The organism is Alteromonas sp. ABH4_453 (assembly GCF_056160665.1).
In genome coordinates this window covers 598,404-615,498 of sequence record NZ_JBSWXP010000001.1, presented here as the reverse complement: position 1 = coordinate 615,498, position 17,095 = coordinate 598,404, and the positions used below count along the sequence as shown (strand labels likewise).

At 44.6% G+C, this 17,095-nt stretch carries 18 protein-coding genes; 4 read left to right on the top strand and 14 right to left on the bottom strand.

Translation table 11 applies throughout. The features are described from left to right. Positions 1-2 precede the first annotated feature (2 nt). Together ACXAGV_RS02635 and ACXAGV_RS02630 are read right to left on the bottom strand one after the other, a co-directional pair. Positions 3-1,205 (bottom strand): anhydro-N-acetylmuramic acid kinase, encoded by a 1,203-nt coding sequence (locus ACXAGV_RS02635; protein WP_474871629.1) that lies wholly within the window; start codon positions 1,203-1,205, stop codon positions 3-5. Between the two features lie 10 nt (positions 1,206-1,215). Then, on the bottom strand, positions 1,216-2,541 hold the full coding sequence (locus ACXAGV_RS02630; protein ID WP_474871628.1) for an OapA family protein: 1,326 nt from the start codon (positions 2,539-2,541) through the stop codon (positions 1,216-1,218). Between the two features lie 426 nt (positions 2,542-2,967). Between ACXAGV_RS02630 and tyrS the strand changes: the two genes are divergently transcribed. The 4 genes from tyrS (at position 2,968) to ACXAGV_RS02610 (ending at position 6,379) form a co-directional block, all read left to right on the top strand. Continuing rightward, positions 2,968-4,167 (top strand): tyrosine--tRNA ligase, encoded by a 1,200-nt coding sequence (gene tyrS / locus ACXAGV_RS02625; RefSeq protein ID WP_474871626.1) that lies wholly within the window; start codon positions 2,968-2,970, stop codon positions 4,165-4,167. Positions 4,168-4,448: 281 nt separating this feature from the next. Beyond that, positions 4,449-5,159 (top strand): hypothetical protein, encoded by a 711-nt coding sequence (locus ACXAGV_RS02620; protein ID WP_474871623.1) that lies wholly within the window; start codon positions 4,449-4,451, stop codon positions 5,157-5,159. Positions 5,160-5,228: 69 nt separating this feature from the next. After that, the gene (locus tag ACXAGV_RS02615) at positions 5,229-5,756 is read left to right on the top strand and encodes an RNA polymerase sigma factor (protein ID WP_474871621.1); all 528 of its coding nucleotides are present in this window, start codon (positions 5,229-5,231) and stop codon (positions 5,754-5,756) included. Further along, the gene (locus ACXAGV_RS02610) at positions 5,753-6,379 is read left to right on the top strand and encodes a hypothetical protein (protein WP_474871619.1); all 627 of its coding nucleotides are present in this window, start codon (positions 5,753-5,755) and stop codon (positions 6,377-6,379) included. The genes ACXAGV_RS02615 and ACXAGV_RS02610 overlap by 4 nt, the downstream gene beginning before the upstream one ends. Positions 6,380-6,394: 15 nt before the next feature. On the opposite strand, the gene ACXAGV_RS02605 is transcribed toward ACXAGV_RS02610, so the two are convergent. From ACXAGV_RS02605 to ACXAGV_RS02550, 12 genes are all read right to left on the bottom strand, one after another. Next, complete coding sequence (locus ACXAGV_RS02605) at positions 6,395-6,748, bottom strand: DUF1428 domain-containing protein (RefSeq protein WP_014980153.1); 354 nt, start codon at positions 6,746-6,748, stop codon at positions 6,395-6,397. A 97-nt stretch (positions 6,749-6,845) separates the two neighbouring features. Beyond that, positions 6,846-8,204: an NAD(P)/FAD-dependent oxidoreductase gene (locus ACXAGV_RS02600; protein ID WP_474871617.1), complete on the bottom strand. Its 1,359-nt coding sequence runs from the start codon at positions 8,202-8,204 to the stop codon at positions 6,846-6,848. A 29-nt stretch (positions 8,205-8,233) separates the two neighbouring features. Beyond that, positions 8,234-8,830, bottom strand: a complete 597-nt coding sequence (locus ACXAGV_RS02595) for a GNAT family N-acetyltransferase (protein WP_474871615.1) — start codon at positions 8,828-8,830, stop codon at positions 8,234-8,236. Next, a complete protein-coding gene (locus ACXAGV_RS02590) occupies positions 8,827-9,228 on the bottom strand; it encodes a DUF2721 domain-containing protein (protein ID WP_014950552.1) in 402 nt (133 codons plus the stop codon). The genes ACXAGV_RS02595 and ACXAGV_RS02590 overlap by 4 nt, the downstream gene beginning before the upstream one ends. 136 nt (positions 9,229-9,364) lie before the next feature. Further along, positions 9,365-9,769, bottom strand: a complete 405-nt coding sequence (locus tag ACXAGV_RS02585) for a rhodanese-like domain-containing protein (RefSeq protein ID WP_474871614.1) — start codon at positions 9,767-9,769, stop codon at positions 9,365-9,367. Between the two features lie 133 nt (positions 9,770-9,902). Next, the gene (locus ACXAGV_RS02580) at positions 9,903-10,826 is read right to left on the bottom strand and encodes a cobalamin-binding protein (protein WP_474871613.1); all 924 of its coding nucleotides are present in this window, start codon (positions 10,824-10,826) and stop codon (positions 9,903-9,905) included. Next, on the bottom strand, positions 10,823-11,770 hold the full coding sequence (locus ACXAGV_RS02575) for a cobalamin biosynthesis protein CobD/CbiB (RefSeq protein WP_474871611.1): 948 nt from the start codon (positions 11,768-11,770) through the stop codon (positions 10,823-10,825). Before ACXAGV_RS02575 ends, ACXAGV_RS02580 begins: the two co-directional genes overlap by 4 nt. Position 11,771: 1 nt before the next feature. After that, positions 11,772-12,473, bottom strand: a complete 702-nt coding sequence (locus tag ACXAGV_RS02570; protein ID WP_014950548.1) for a 5'-methylthioadenosine/adenosylhomocysteine nucleosidase — start codon at positions 12,471-12,473, stop codon at positions 11,772-11,774. A gap of 149 nt (positions 12,474-12,622) precedes the next feature. Beyond that, positions 12,623-13,210 (bottom strand): DUF2726 domain-containing protein, encoded by a 588-nt coding sequence (locus ACXAGV_RS02565; RefSeq protein WP_014950547.1) that lies wholly within the window; start codon positions 13,208-13,210, stop codon positions 12,623-12,625. A gap of 209 nt (positions 13,211-13,419) precedes the next feature. Next, positions 13,420-13,869: a hypothetical protein gene (locus tag ACXAGV_RS02560; RefSeq protein WP_474871608.1), complete on the bottom strand. Its 450-nt coding sequence runs from the start codon at positions 13,867-13,869 to the stop codon at positions 13,420-13,422. Between the two features lie 159 nt (positions 13,870-14,028). Beyond that, positions 14,029-15,546: a M20/M25/M40 family metallo-hydrolase gene (locus ACXAGV_RS02555; protein ID WP_474871606.1), complete on the bottom strand. Its 1,518-nt coding sequence runs from the start codon at positions 15,544-15,546 to the stop codon at positions 14,029-14,031. A 128-nt stretch (positions 15,547-15,674) separates the two neighbouring features. Continuing rightward, positions 15,675-17,090, bottom strand: a complete 1,416-nt coding sequence (locus ACXAGV_RS02550) for an FAD-dependent oxidoreductase (protein WP_474871604.1) — start codon at positions 17,088-17,090, stop codon at positions 15,675-15,677. Positions 17,091-17,095: the final 5 nt, after the last annotated feature.

Here is a 17,095-nt window from a genome sequence, read left to right as displayed (position 1 = left end):
TTTTACGCTTTTTTATATAAGGCTCCAAGTACCGTGGCTTTAGATGCCCCTGTAACTGCGGGCACGTTACCTGGAATATCATTCATATACGCATGTGCAAACCACGCAAATGCTGCGCCTTCAACGTGCTGTGGATGAATGCCCAGAGCATGGCTGTCTGTTACTACATAATCACATAACGCATTGCTTAGATAGTCCATGAGCGTCTTATTAAATGCGCCACCGCCGCATACTACAACTTCGCTTTTTGCGCCTTCTCTATTTGTTTTAGGAAAATGCTTCACAATTTCCTGAGCGATAGTGCTACCTGTTAGCGAAAGTAGGGTAGCTTGCACGTCTTTAGGGGCTAAATTATTGTTCTTTTCTTCGCTTTGCAGCTCTGCACTAGAAGGGAAGTAATCGGCAAGCGCATTGCTTAACCAATTAATATTGAAATACTCTCTGCCAGTGCTTTTAGGTGCGGGCAAAGCGAAGTAATCATCCAGTAATAGCCTGTCTAACAGGCCTGAGTGACAATGCCCTGACGCAGCCCATGCGCCGTCTTTATCAAATCTTTTATTTAAATGAAGGCTTATCCACTGATCCATCAAGGTGTTACCGGGTCCTGTATCAAACCCTTTGGGGGACGAAGCATCTTGTTTTGGCGCAAGCAGAGAAACGTTTGCTATACCACCAATGTTCACAAGTGCTCGGTGTTTATCACCACTGGCAAATACTGCATTGTGAAAAGCGGGCACTAAGGGAGCACCCTGACCACCAAGGGCTATATCTTTGCGCCTAAAGTCGGCAATAACATCAATGCCGGTAAGAACAGCGATGGTATTAGGATCGCCTATCTGACAAGTGAAGCCGCGTATGGATGATTCTGCAAAGTGTGCTGACAATACATCGGAATTCGGGTGGTGACGTATGGTTTGGCCGTGCGAGCCAATAGCCGTAATATCCGAAGGATGTAGGTTGTTTTTTTCAAGCAGCGCTAAGGTGACCTTTGCAAAGGTTTCAGCAACCAGTCTATCAGCGATGGCCAAACTATTAAGTTCATCAGGACCTTCACTACAAAGTGCATTGAGTGCAGTAAGTAATTCGGCAGAATAAGGGATTGAATGGGCGGCGAGGGTGGTGCAAGACGTTTGCGAGATGTCGCACAGGACGGCGTCGACGCCGTCCATGCTAGTACCTGACATCAGGCCAATATATTTTGCCATTTAGTCGTCGCTATTTCATTGCAAGCATAATGCGCTTGTTATTATCTAGCTGCTCTTGGCGTATTGCGGCAATTTCCATAAACCTTTCTTTCTCTTCCTTGGCAATAGGAAGCGCCTTCGGTAGCTCAACCGTACGAGGATTTCGGTGAACACCATCCACTAAGAACTCATAGTGAAGATGGGCGCCAGTAACCATTCCTGAACTACCTAAATAGCCCACGGTTTGGCCTTGCTTAACCGTATCTCCTACCTTCACTGCACGCTTTTTAAAGTGAAGGTATTTGGTTGTGTATTTCTCGCCATGCTGAATGAATACATGGTGACCGTTATATTTATCGTATCCGGCTTTAATTACCTTACCGTCACCCGCAGCCATAATTGGCGTACCAACCGCAGCAACATAATCTGTACCGCGGTGCGCTTTCCAACGCTTTTGCACGGGGTGGAAGCGAGCTTTTGTGAAGTTAGAGCTTACATATCTAAAATTCACCGGCGCACGTAAGAAACTCTTGCGCATACTGCGCCCTTCAGGCGTGTAGTAGGTGCCATCTTCGTGAAGAATAGCGCTAAAATGCTCGCCTTGGTTGGTAAACTCCGCTGCAACGATGTCGCCGTAACCGACAAATTCACCGTCGATGTATTGCTCTTCGAATACTACGTTGAACGTATCGCCAGAACGGATCTCAATGGCGAAGTCGATATCCCAGCCGAAAATACCCGCCAAATTCATAATTTGGTTGCTGGTTAAGCCTGCATCACTGGCGGCGTTCCAAAAGCTTGAGTGAATTTCACCTTGGGCGAAGTTGTAGCGAATGTCTACATCTCGCTTTTCAAGCTCAGCGGTTAAGGCGCTGTTCTCATCCGAAGATTCTGGACGTACAAACAGGGTTTCAGTGGAAGACAGTTTGTACTTTAGCTCGCCGAAGCTGCCGTCTTTATTCGCTTTAAACGATAGTTCATCGCCGGGCAATAAAGTAACCAGTGTTTTTGTTAGCTCTCCTGCCTGCGTTACGTTATATACATCACGCGAAGTGAAGCCAGCACGCTTAAATAGCTTTGCTAATGTATCGCCACTGCGCACCTTGTACGTCTGCCATGAGGACTCTTCTTCATTTGAGAATACATTAGTAGATGGCGTAATATTTAACTCTACAGGATAGCGAACACCTGCATCTAAAATATGTGCGTCTTGATGACGACTTGCTTCTACTGACTCGCTTGGAAAAAGAATAAGCCCGCTCAGAAATAAGCTCGCAATTGCCAACCCAGTTCTGTGCTGTTTAGGTAATTTTTTATATAAATGTAGCGCTTTTGAAGCGTCTAATTTCTTTCTCATACTACTGCCCACCTGAGAAATGTTATGTGCACAACACTATTTCACATACGTTGCTTAAAAATGCAACTTTTCTCATTATATTGTTAGCGCAAATTGTTACACCCAATAGCTCTTAAACTCGTAATTGCATAATGCGCTATCTAAATATCAGTGAATGTAGGGGGAGGGCTGGAGCAAACCCTCCACCGCAGGGAAGCGGTGGCGGAGCGCCCATGGATGGGTTTACCGCGTGTTTGCGAAAGCCCTTCCCCTCTCTTTCAGTTCAGCTATATTAATACGCTAATTTTGCGTTCAAAGCTGTTGGGTTTAACAACATGAGTGTTTGTCATCCGTTTTTTGACGCGCAAACCTTTTAATGGTTCCGTTGTACGCGTAAAATGCTCGCCAATATTGAATATACAGTTTTTTTAAGAGTGTGACGTACAAATGAAAGATTGGCAAACAGCGGTAGCTGAGATTAAACGGGGCGTTGATGAGATACTCCCCGAAGAGGATTTAATTGAAAAACTAAAATCCGGCAAAACCCTAACTATCAAAGCGGGTTTTGATCCAACTGCGCCTGATCTGCATCTTGGTCATACTGTGTTGCTCAACAAGTTGCGTTCATTCCAGCAACTAGGCCACAAAGTTGTTTTTCTTATTGGCGATTTTACTGGCCTAATTGGCGATCCTACAGGTAAAAATGTAACACGCAAGCCCTTAAGCAAAGAACAGGTATTAGAGAACGCGAAAACGTATCAAGAACAGGTGTTCAAAATCCTTGATGAGGATAAAACGGAAATACGTTTTAACTCAGAGTGGATGGATGGCCTTGGCGCAGCGGGTATGATTAAACTTGCGGCAAGCCAAACCGTGGCGCGTATGCTAGAGCGTGATGATTTTAAGAAGCGCTACAACAACGGCCAGCCTATTGCTATCCACGAATTCCTATATCCACTGGTGCAAGGATGGGACTCGGTAGCCCTTGAGTCAGACGTTGAAATGGGCGGTACTGACCAGCGCTTTAACTTGCTTATGGGCCGTGAACTTCAAAAAGAGCAAGGACAAAAACAGCAGTCAATTGTGATGGTTCCGCTTCTAGAAGGCTTAGACGGCGTTCAGAAGATGTCTAAGTCGTTGAATAATTACATCGGTATTACGGACGCGCCAAACGACATGTTTGGTAAAGTGATGTCTATTTCTGATGATTTGATGTGGCGTTACTATGACCTTATCAGCTTCCGTCCACTAGAAGAGATAGCTGAGCTTAAATCTCGTGTTGCTAACGGCGAAAACCCACGTGATATTAAAATCATGCTAGCGAAAGAAATTATTGCACGCTTCCATGACGACGCAGCGGCAGAAGGCGCGCATCAAGACTTTATCCAACGCTTCCAGAAAAATGCTATTCCTGATGACATGCCAGAGCTTGAAATAGCGCTAAGCGATGAAGGCATTGCCATTGGTAATTTGCTAAAAGAAGCGAAGCTTGTTGGGTCAACGTCAGACGCCATGCGTATGATTAAGCAAGGCGCAGTTAAAATTAACGGCGACAAAGTGGAAGATACCCGTTTAGTTATTACTGAAAAAGGTGAAAACGTATACCAGGTGGGTAAACGCAAGTTTGCGCGCATTACATTAGCCTAATGTTTTTCTGAAATGTTTTGAAAGCCCGCTTAGCTAAGCGGGCTTTTTTTTGCTTGAAATATCAGCTTTAGAACGTGGTTAATAGATTTTAGTTGTCAAAAGTTATTGATATTTATATCTTTTTTAATAACCTTTTCTTTTTTTAAAAAAGTTTGTCAGGTTTTTGTCATCGCCATCGTCTATAGGGGAAAGTTAATCAATAATCCCAAATGTACGAAAAGCAGTTTACGCGTTGCAGCTTGGGGTGAAATACAAACGCTTACGCAATGTAAAAGGATAATATGATGACAACCGTAACCTCAACTCATGCAACATACCAACAAGAAAACAAAAGTCTTCCGGCAAAAGAAGCGGTCACATGGCTTAAAGAAGGTTGGCTGCTTTTTGCAAAAGCGCCATTTAAACTGTTAGGTCTTTCATTTTTAATGTTATTCACTGCTGGCCTTATTCAGGCAGTGGCGAGCCCTGTTGGTTTAGGAATATCTAAATGGGTAAGTCCGATTTTAGCTACCCTAATGTGGTTAGCAATTGCTAATTTAGCAGTAAAAGGCAAGGCTAGCCTAACGGGGGGAACGATACGTTCATGGGCAAATATTGCGTTATGGAGCTTAACCGGGCCTGCAATAGCGTGGATTCAATTTCGAATTGGCGATATGTTAATGGGGGCTGAGTCAATGGCGGCTCTAGCAAGCGGGAGTATAGTAGATGTACCCGCTTGGAAAGTGGGGCTAATGATGGGCTCGGCGACACCAATAAACCTATTGCTGCTGTTTGTACCTATGCTACTAATTTTACAGCACCATTCTATCTCGGAGTCTTTAAAAAATAGCATTGCTGCGGTAATAGGCGCTTATAAGCCCATGCTACTCGTAGGTGTCATGATGTTCTTGAGTGTTGCACTTGCGCCTTATACCTTTGCCTTATCGGGGTTAGTGTTAGGCCCTATTGTTTCATGTGTGTGCTTTGTTGCTTATCAGCGGTTGTTTCGATAATAGACCACACAATGAAACTCAACAGTACAATTACAGCGTGGAATTAAAAATAATAAAAATGGAATTGCAGTGAAAGAAACCATGCAAATAGAAAAGCTGCTCAGTGAATACGCGCCGCTCATGGCGCGTATTGCAGCAACGTTTGAAGCCAATAAATCCCTTCAAGACGAACTGATACAAGAAATGTCACTGGCGGTTTGGCGTGCTTTTGAAGGAACTTCAAAGGAAGAGGCTAGAGGCTTTCGTGGAGAGGCAAGCGTGAAAACGTTTGTGGCCAAAGTAGCGCATAACAAGGCAGTTGACCACGTGATTAAAGAGCAGCGGCGTCAAGAATTCACTCACGAGGGAGAATTTGATTCTTCTCACACAACCAGCGCTAATTCATCTCGTGATGCGACGTTACAAGAGAATGCGATGGACCTCATGACAGGCTTACGTCAGCTAGAAATTAAATACAGACAGGTATTGGCTTTGCTTTTAGAAGGTTTCAGTCAGCTGGAAATAGCCAATATGTTAGGTATTAAAGAGAATGCCGTCGCTAAACGAGTAAGTCGCGCCCGCCAACAGCTAACGCAGATAATGGAGCAACAGCCTTGAGCGATAACAAAAAAGCCTTGAGCGAAGAAAAATTAAGTATGGCCGATAACAACACCCAAATGAACGAATTAGATAAGCAACTTGCTCAGTGGCAAAGTGCCTACAAGGATGCGACACCTTCAGTAGATACAGATGCACTGATTAAAGAAACCAAGAGCGCAAGATTTAAACTTAAACTAAAAGGTGCCGTTGATTTGGTGCTCGGGCTAGCGGTTTCTGTGTGGTGTTTAACTTTGGTGTTGTTCGAGCCACTTAGCACGTATCAATTTTTGCTTTTCATTGTACTTACACCTATTCCCGCCGCCTTCGGGGCATGGGGATATTGGGTAAGGCAAAAACAGTGGAAGGTCCAGACGTTAGACGTTCAGTCAATGTTGGGGTTTAAACAAAACCAATTAAAACAACAATTACATTACTGGAAAATCAGCCTCTATGGATGCTTGGCTTTGTGGTGTGGATTGCTGGCACTCGCCGTCTTTAATGTACTGATGTTTAATGCCTTCACGCTGTGGGGGACACAGCTTTTGATAAACAGTGTGGTCGTTTTTATTGTATACCGCCGGTACAAAAAGTTAGCCGCCGACTTGCCGTCGGCGTTGGCGAAAATAGACGATATGAAATAGCTAAGAGCTGTACCTTTATAATTCAAGAATAGGAGCGAAGCCCCCATAAATAAGACGCTTACCGTCAAAAGGCATGGGGTTTTCGTTTTCCTGCATTCTAGGATCTTCCATCACCTTTTTCCAAGCAGTATCACGTACTTCTTTTGAAGGCCAAAATGCAATGGAAAACACCACGGTTTCATTTTCTTTGGCTTTAACAGCCATCGGGAAAGACGTGACTTCCCCTTCAGGGACATCGTCACCCCAAGCTTCAAGTATTTTAGTCGCACCATACTCTTTAAAAATATCGCCGGCGAGTTTGGCGTGCTCAATGTATAACGCTTTATTTTCAGTGGGAACGGCTACAGCAAAGGCATCAATGTATGACATGAGGTGACTCCGTCAAAGAATAGATACCTAAAATAGCCTAATTTATAGACAGCATGCAATGCTTAACATTAAGGTGAATCGTAAATTATAACCATTACTAGCGTTCTGCTATTTTGGCCCATTGGTACAAGCCATGCAGTGCCAGCCTTCTTGCTCTCGCAAAGGGGTAGGCTTTCAAAGGAGAGTGATAAAGTGGAAGCGATAAATCGGCGTCATTGCTACCCATCATACGTTGAGCAAGTCGCTGCCCTGCAAACGCGGCAAAAGATACGCCCGAACCGCAATAACCCATGGCGTAACCGATATTACCGCTAGAGCGGTTTAAATTGTTGCCGCTTACCTCATTGTCGATGAAAATCCGCGGCATACTGTCTAGCGATACACTTACCCAACCACTCCAAAAATAATCCATGGCGATACCGCTAAGTGAAGGGAAACTATTAAGCATCGCGCGATATAAGCGTTCTTTCTCTGACGCGTTATCGGCATCTTTACCTTTTACGGCACCACGACCGCCGAATAATAATCTGCCATCTGGCAGCACACGGTAGTAATACTTCATCATCCGCGTATCCATGAAGCTCATTGGTGCGGTTAGGCCAGACTTTGCGCGCTGCTCGCTACTCAATGGCGCAGTGACAAAAATGCTCGATTGAACAGGAAATTGCTTATTGTCTACGCTGTCATGAAAGTGCTTAGGGGTATAAGCATTAGTAGCAATGAGTATGTGTTTGGCCGAAACTGACCCGCTTGGTGTTGCGACAACATATCCGGTCTTGTGCTTTTCAATGCGAATGGCTGGCGAGTCGTAAAAAAGCGTTGCTCCAAGCTCCTTTGCTACTCTTGCATATTCGCTTACTAATTTTAGTGGGTGTAAGCATGCACCCTTTAGCTCAACGCCACCATACGCCTCTTCAATACCAAAGCGCGCAGTAAGGTCTTTTTCACTAAGTGGAGAGCTCGGTACGTTGAAGTGTGACTCAAGATGCTTAGCACTGGCACAAAGTAGTTCGGCTTGCTTTGGGTTATGCGCCAGTTTTAAATATGGTCCTTCTACCAAATCGACCTGCATATCAAAGTCTGCAATACGTTGTTTAAGCAAGTGTACCGCGCCATCAAACTCGCCCTGCATAGCTTTGGCGATGTCACGACCCCACTTGCCCTCTATGGCGCTTAAGCTCAATCGGCCGCTTCCCGAGAGGATAAAGCCCCCATTACGGCCCGCACAGCCAAATCCCGGTGAATTCGCATCAAGTAGCGTGACTTTTTGTTGAGCTTGAGCAAGAGTGATCGCAGCTGAAAGGCCCGTATATCCTCCACCAATGATGAGGTACTCAGTATTTACCTTCTTGTTTAAAGGTGGCAGTGTCGGTGGTTTATGTGTGGCATGCCAGTAACTGTTTGCTGCGGGAAGCATTGATGAAACGCCGCGTGAAATAAGGGGATCGTAGGTCATAGATGAAAACGTTTTACAGTGAGGAATGCTTAAAATTGAAGTAACATTTCCGCTCCTTCACACGCACAATAGCCCTCGCATACAGGGCAGTCGTAGCCTTCGTGAATAGATGCGTAGCGCCACTTATTAGGGTGCTTCTTTATAAGCTGCCCCCCATTTTTGGTGAAGTACTTAAATGCGCTGTTGCCCGGACTTGCCAACCAGATATGTGCTAAACCCGCTTCTGCGCCTTGAGTTTGTGCACAGTCTATAGATTTGTTTAATAATGTGCTGCCAATACCACAGCCCTGCATTGCGGGGTCTACCGTATTACATTTGAAATAACATACGGTATTTGGATCTACAGGCCAAAGGGAAGGGCTGCACCACTCATCTGCTTCCCATTGCGTATGCGCAAAGGTTAGCCTGAAACCAACAACCTTTTGTTTGTATAGGGCTACCCAGCTAGCATTAGTATTGCCAATAAAGCTCTTTGCATAGTAATCAGCAAGTAGCTCGTTGGTTAGGTAGTTATCACCGTGCACGTGATTACCAAGAGCAATCACCCCTGCAAAAAACTCAGGCGCTAGAGACTCGTAGCTGATACCACTTTGAATTATGTGGCTCAAATGATTTGTGGGCTTCATACTTTTTCTTTACGCGGGGCGTTTTTCATCCCGTCAAGGTGCACATCTAGGGCTTCAACTGATATCAATATTTCTCTTACCGACATCCATAGTGAATACAGAAGTGATACTAAACTTGCAGCAAACACCCAGTTTCCTACCTGTTGATAGGTTAGGTATATCGCTAGCATGGATACTACACAAAGAAAAAAACTACCCACACCAGCTATTTGCATTCGCTTAATAAGTTGAATACGTAATCGAAGGTTTTTTATTTGTGCTTGAGTATTCTCATCTCTCTCTTCTTTTGAAAAGTTTCGGATAATAGTTGCAAGCGTTAAAAAGCGATTGGTATAGGCTAGAAGCAATAAAGAAATCGCCGGAAATAACATGGCCGGAGTAGCAATATCTATTTTCATGGGTGTTTCATACAATCGTCGAGTAAAAAGAGTGTACCACAGGGGATTAGTTACACACAGTAATCAGCCAAGAGGTTGAGCTTACAACATCTTTAGTGCCAAAGACTAATACGAAGGAGAAGGCGGAATATTGAGTCTACATTCGGTCAACTGTCATGCCAGCGGCACTCCAGCCTAACATATCGCCTTCTAAATGCATGACTTCAGAAAAATCGAGTTCTTCCAATACTTTCATTGCCAGTTTGGCTCTTCTGCCTGAACGACAATAAATGATAATAGGCTTGTTTTTGTGGCCTTCTAATTCGCTAAGGTAGTCATTGATATTTTCATGGGGCATATTTACTGCGCCAGGAATGTGACCATCGGCGAATTCTTGCGGAGAGCGAACATCAATAAGGAGCCAGTCGTTGTTCGCAACTCGCTCGATAAGATATGGTGATGCGGCAACAGAGGCTTGCGCGGTCGCTTTCGCTGTGCACTGAAGCGACACAAACAATGCAACACTGATAACAACTAGAAAACCCGCAATAACAATCCGCATGAATAAAAACTCTTACCTTTTTATAGAAGATTAGAACCTGCTCTTATTCTGTTACACAAAGGCGCTTAAATTGAGCCAAGTCGGTGTGTATCAATTGAAAACAGCCCAGCAGGTCTAGACTTAAGTATAACGCTTATGCGCTTTCTTTAATACCTTTACAGAGTACTTTTAGTTCATTTATTAATCGCAATGAAAACCGACTGGTGACGTCTGGATCCACAACAATTAAAGGTGCTTTGAGGAAAGAGCGATGCTCACGCCAGAATACCTCAAGTTCTGAATGCGTACTTTTAGATGCCGCAATAAGTGCATGAGGTTGGCGAGTAAGTACATCTTTTAATGCGACTTGAGGATAGTCTACAGGACTGTCTGCAAATAATGTTTGAGCACCACACACATTCAGCAGTTGGTTACCCCACGCGTTGGGACCGATGGTCATAAGTGGAGCAGTCCACGAATAATAAAATACTGGTATAAGCGAGGGTTTGTCGTATTTACTTCGAAGTTCGGCTAGTTCGTTGAGAAAATCATTGGAGAGCTGGGTCGCCTGCTTTTGCGTATTTGTAAGTGCACCAAGCCTTTTAATTTCGCTGGCTATATCAGTGATATTTTCGACCTTACTGCTAAATACGTTTAGACCCATCGAGGAAAGCTTATGGATATCTTGCGGCTTATTGCCTCCATCCCATGCAAGAATTAAATCAGGTTCTAAAGCCACAATGGTAGCGATATCGGCACCTTGAAAATCCGCCACCCGCTTAATATTTTTCGCGGCGTCAGGATAGTCGCTATAGTCGCTTACACCTACAAGGGTAGGGCCTAAGCCCAAACTAAATGCCCATTCGGTAAGGTGGGGCGCAAGGCTGACTATCTTTAGCTCGACGGAATTTGATAAGGCGCTTGATTCCGAGCTTGGTGCAACATCGGCAGAAGCAAATTGATCTGAATTAGCTAGGTGTATTGTCTCGGTATCTGATTCTGAGTTAGCAAATGTGAAAAGAGGTAAATAGCTTAAAATTACAAAAAAAATGGTTTTCATCATAACTGCTGTTTTCATTGGGCTACGGCCATTGCCAGCATAGCTAACGATGCGAAGGCGCTAACCGCAATCATGGCATGAGTGACGGTATTTTTGGCCGTCAACATGTGAGAGTACTTTACCTCGTTAGCGCCTCCCACGCGGGTGTATCGAATCTTCTTGTTGGCATAAATTGCTGGTCCGCCGAGTTTAATATCAAGCACACCGCCCATAAGCGCAAGCAGTAGCGACGTTTTATCTTTCACTGGGGAGCGCTTTATGGCGCGAAACCCTTTAATAGGATGGCTGATCAGTAGTGTTGCTAGACCACCAATGACCGCGGGCGGCATATTAAGTAAGTAAACAAGATTGCGTACGGGTTTGGCAAAGAAAGTCATTGCAGGGGTTCGGAAATGCCACTGCCAAGATGTGAGCAAAAGCAATCGATAAATGAGTGCGCCTATGGGGCCTGCCACTACAAAGTAGAAAATGACGCCGCAATAAAGATAAAGAAACTTCAGCCATAGCGATTCTATCGCGGCTTTGGCAATTCCTATATCGGAAAGTGAATCGCACTGACGTGCGGTAATGGTCTGCGCCATTTCACGTGCGAGGGATTTTTTATTTCTTCCCACACTCGCCAGCACTTTTTTGTACTGTTGACGCTGGTAACCGTAGTCGAGCAGTGCGACAAGAATAATCGCCTCAAAGAATACGGGGTATTGGGCCATGTACACCAAGATGGCAACACATACTACCAATGGCGCAAGAAGAACTAGGGCGGCTAATGAGCCTGATATATAGTGCTGAGACCTACCGTATTCACGAGAGGGCACCACTTTGCGCCCCATTTGCTGAACGAGGTAGCGCATGAGCGTTAATGGATGAGTACTTTGGGGCCAGCGCCATAATGCGTCAACGGCGATAGCCAGCCAAAGTACAAATAGCGACTGGTATTGCGGGTCGCTAATTACCTCTGTCATCTTATTTTGCGAGGGCCTTAATCATTGCCATAACTAATTGTGCTGAGTGTTTAGCGGCAGTGTCTAGATACTCTTTAAAGCTCACTGACGACGTTTTTCCTGCAATATCCGACAATGAACGAATGACAAGGAAAGGCGTGTCGAGCATATGGCAAGTTTGACCTATAGCTGCACCTTCCATCTCAACCGCTTTCATGTCTGGGAAGTTTTCACGCAGTTCTGCTACAGCTTCGTCGCTACCGATAAACGCATCGCCCGTACAGATTAAACCTGTTGTCGACTGAAGCGACGTAATGCCTGTGGCAGCACTACGAGCGGCTTCCATTAACCTTGTATCGCAACGGAAATCTTCAGGCATACCTGCGCATTGACCGAGTTTGTAGCCAAAATGGGTTAAATCGGCATCATGGTGAATAACGTGACTGGCGATCACTAAATCACCGATGTTTAGATTCTTGTCGAAACCTCCGGCAGAACCGGTATTGACAACAGCATCAGGGGCGTACTGTTCGATAAGTACAGTAGTAGCAATTGCTGCAGCCACTTTACCAATACCGCATTTTACTAGCACCACTTCTATGTCGTTAAGTGTACCTTCGTAAAACGTCAGGTGCTTCCACTGGGTTTCTTTTACATTCCAAAGTGACGCTTTAAGTAGCGCAACTTCTTCGTCCATTGCACCTAAAATACCAATTTTTTTCATAACTTTACCGACGGTGTTGAGGGAGTTTAACGAATGAATTAATTGTATAAGGAAAACGGGCAAACTGACAGAAAAATGCCTCTGTTACCGCTATTTGAGAGTAAGAAAATAGCAAAGCAACAAAGGCCAGGGGAAGTGGGGCTTATGTCTTAAGCTGCAGCTGGTCTGCTTGAACGCACTGGGCGAGTCGGGCGCTTTGGTGGCTCTGGATTATGCGTTGGCAGCTGCGCCATTTTTTGCTGTAAACGGCGATAAGGAATGAGTTTGTTTTCCAAACACTCGCGAATATCGTCAACGGTATAACCAGACTTAACTTTAATTCTTGCATGAGGAAGGCCAGCAGCATCAAGGGCTCCGGTTACAAACCAGTCTTTTTGTGATTTATAACCATCTTTGCCTTGGCTATGAACTAAGTCGATAGCAAGAACAGGACTCATGTCGTGTTTATCTACTAATACAAAGTCGAGCTGTCTGCTAGAAGCTCTGCTGATGGCTTGGCTTGCCGTCTTTTTATTTGCAGACTGGCGAACCGCCACTAAATCGTTAAGACGCACACGGCACACTATGCGAAACTCTCTTCCCATAGCCTGTTCGATAAGGTTTAAAAAAGAGTGCTCAACGGGGGTGAACAATTGCGGCTTTCGCCTAAATGGAAATGCGACACCGCCGTCTGACAACTTTATGGCACCCAGTGCAACGACAATAAGTAACATCATTAGAATAATTGCCAATTCCATCGTAACCCTCGCAAATATCAATAGTTAAAGCCCACGGAATGCGTAATAAAGAAGCCTGCTAAAATGTTTATATCGAAAAAAGCTTGGGCTCCGTTTTCAGTTTGAGCGTCATAAAAATGACACTCACTGTTACCGTGGAGTAGTTATTGATGATTTTGCAAAGCAGATGCCAACATGAGTAGATTTTTTAGTTGTCTTGCTAAAAGGGCTTATTTCGTTGTGGATGTAACAAGAATATCCACTTGAGAGCCGGTGTTATCGGGGCTGATTATTACTCTGACCCCTTTATCTTCTGAGGATAACAACGTGCGGCCGCTAACAGGTGTGTGAGTTTTTAAAGCGGGGTGCGCCGTTTGGTAAACATTCAGTAATTCACTCGGGGAGCGAGGAGAGTGGTAAACCATTACTCCAGTCTTGGTTTCGTCAAATGCTTGGCATTGTCTTGCATCATCAGAAATCTTAACTTGCTGAAAATCAGAAGGGCAAGACATGATGCTTGGCTTACTAGGTGATGAGTCAACGCTCTGTTTCTTGGCTTGGTTGTTAACTTGCGCATTTAATGAAGCGTCAACAACAATGGTATCAGCTAAGCTGGCATTGCTCGCTGCTATCGCCAATGTTAGACACAATGTAAGTTTCTTAATGTTTAAATGCTGCATAGATAGATTCTTCACCAGATGTTCGATGTCTTTAATTGCTTAAACGATAGTAGAGTCGTAACTCCCGCGCTTCAACTAAACCTTGGTCTATTAACGTATATTAGTGAGGTTTTCCGTATAGGTTTTGGTTTAAAGCATCACTTCATCATTACAACTCTATTACTGGTCATAAGGCGTGGTCAGTAATTGATATAGCGCATTTGTTCCACTGTAAAAGTTCCCTATACGTAAGTTTTCATTAGGGGCGTGTTGATTGTTATCAGCATTGACTAATGGAATAAGAATTACCGGCTTTTCTATACTGTTTACGAGCGGTGCGGTTGGAACAGTACCCCCCATCATTGGAATAACTACAACTTTCTCATCGCTTACAGACTCTAGTGCCTTTTGCGCCCATAGACCAACTGGCTCATCGAGGGACGTTTGTAGTGCTGCAGTGCCGTGGCTAACTTCTATAAGGATGAGTTTTTCATGCTTTAGACGGGTTTCTTTTGATGGCAATTCGTCCACAATGTGATATCCCTTAGCTGTTATATAGTCTTTTAACAGCTTAACTTGTCTGGACGAGTGAGCCTCTTTTGTAGTTCTAATATCGATCGACGCTGTAGCGCTAGCGGGAATGATTGTCCTTACTGCTGTTGTGCTTGCAGCGCTCAATCCATTGATATTTAGAGACGGAAGGCTAATGGATTCATAGTAGTTGCCACCTACAGACTCTGACTTTGCTACCCCAAGGCGTGCCAATAGTGCAGTTTCATCAATAGGAATGTCTCGAAGCACCTGTTTTGTTTCTTCTGACAAAGGAGCGTCTCCGTAATAATTAGGAATAGTCACCTTGCCATTTTCATTTTTCATCCCTGCTAAGAGTGTTGAGAGCATAAAAGCGGGGTTTTGAATGTAGTTGCCAAAGTGTCCACTATGGCTATCAGAATTTGGTCCGAAAAGAGTGAGCTTGACCAGTGTTGCACCGCGATGACCGAAAACCACGGTAGAAGCGTTGGATGGATGCATGGGACCGTCTAACATTACTACGGCATCTGCAGAAAGCTGCGCTTTGTTTTTTTCTATCACTTTTGCGAGGGTAGGAGAGCCTCCTTCCTCGTTTGAATCAAGGAGCACTTTAATATTAACTGATGGCGTCACCTTATTCGTCGAAAGTGAGTTTATGGCTGCTAGTAACATCATAATTGGGGCTTTGTCGTCAGATGCCGAGCGTGCAAAAATACGCCAATTAGGGTCATAGTCTTTATCGAGTAAAGAGAGTGGTTTTTCAACCCAGCTGTCATTTTCTTCGATTTTTAAAACAGGCTGCCAAGGACTGTCTTGTTCCCACAACTCAGCGTTAACCGGTTGTCCATCCATATGCGCATAAAAAAGCAGGGTAGGGGCATCTTTCTCAGCTAGCATGTAGTCAGCATACAGCATCGGCATGCCGTTGTTTTCCAGCAGCTGAGTATTAAAACCATACTCGCTGTATTTCGTTGCCGTCCAACGCGCAACCTTTTCTATATCAGTTGCTGATTGCGTTGCAACGTTGGGTAGCGTGAGATATTCCAAGTAGTCTGCGAACACAGCTTTAACCGAGTGAGTGGTAAGTGCGTTACTTTCCTCTGCCTTGGCGCAATATGAAACGGAAACTAAAAATAACCCGTAAAGTAGCCCTATCCGCAATCTCATGATGTCATCTCTTTATTCAACTATTTTATCTAATGTAAATCGTATCTCTTTATTTTTAAATAAAAAAAGCTCGATAGCAGAACTATCGAGCTTTTCGTGAATGGACAATAGGCCTCAATTAGCGAAGATTAAACGCCGATGTAATCCATAATTCCTTCTGCGGCTTTACGGCCCTCGTCGATAGCGGTAACAACCAAGTCACTACCACGCACCATATCACCACCAGCAAAAACTTGTGGGTGTGAAGTTTGGAAAGCAAACTTACCCGCAGAAGGCGCGCGTACGCGACCTTTCTCATCAAGCATAATGCCGAAATCGGCAAACCATGGCGCAGGACTTGGTTGGAAACCAAATGCGATGATAACAGCATCTGCTTCAAGTACGTGTTCAGAACCTTCTACTTCAACAGGGCGGCGTCGACCATTTACATCTGGCGGCCCCATTTCAGTTTTCACGAACTTAACGCCACAGGCTTTTCCGTTTTCATCAACGGCTATATCAAGAGGCTGTAGGTTGAATTTAAACTCAACGCCTTCTTCTTTCGCATTAACAACTTCGCGGCGTGAACCAGGCATACTTTCTTCGTCACGACGATATGCACAGGTTACTTGCGCAGCGTCTTGACGAATTGAGGTGCGTACACAGTCCATGGTGGTATCACCACCACCTAGCACAACCACACGCTTGCCTTTCATATCAACAAAATCAGCAGGATCTTTTTCAAGGCCCATTACGCGGTTGGTGTTGGCTATAAGGAAAGGAAGTGCATCATATACGCCTTCAACGTGTTCGTTATCGAAACCACCTTGCATCGACTTGTACGTCCCCATGCCTAGGAATACAGCATCGTACTTGTCGATTAGATCCTGGAACTGGATGTCTTTACCAATTTCGGTGTTAAGTACGAACTCAACACCCATCTCGGTAAAGATTTGGCGGCGTAGCTTGATTACGTCTTTCTCTAATTTAAAAGACGGGATACCAAATGTAAGTAGGCCACCAATTTCTTCGTATTTATCGTAGACAACAGGTTTAACGCCGTTACGAACTAAAATGTCAGCACATGCTAGACCCGCAGGACCGGCACCTACAATTGCTACTTTCTTGTCGGTCCATACTACGTCAGACATATCTGGGCGCCAGCCCATTTTGAATGCCGTATCGGTAATGTACTTTTCAATACTACCGATAGTAACTGCACCAAAATCGTCATTCAGTGTACACGCACCTTCGCACAGTCTGTCCTGTGGACATACGCGGCCGCATACTTCCGGCAAACTGTTGGTTTTATGAGAGAGCTCCGCAGCTTCTAAAATACGGCCTTCGTTCGCCAAGCTTAACCATTGTGGAATATAGTTGTGTACAGGACACTTCCATTCACAGTATGGGTTACCGCAGTCCAAGCAGCGATCTGCTTGGCCTTCGGTTTGAGTTTGGCTCAGCGGTTGATAAATTTCCGCGAACTCTTGTTTACGTACCATGATCGGCTTTTTCGGCGGATCGATACGTTCAACATCGACAAATTGATATACGTTCTTTGCCATAAACT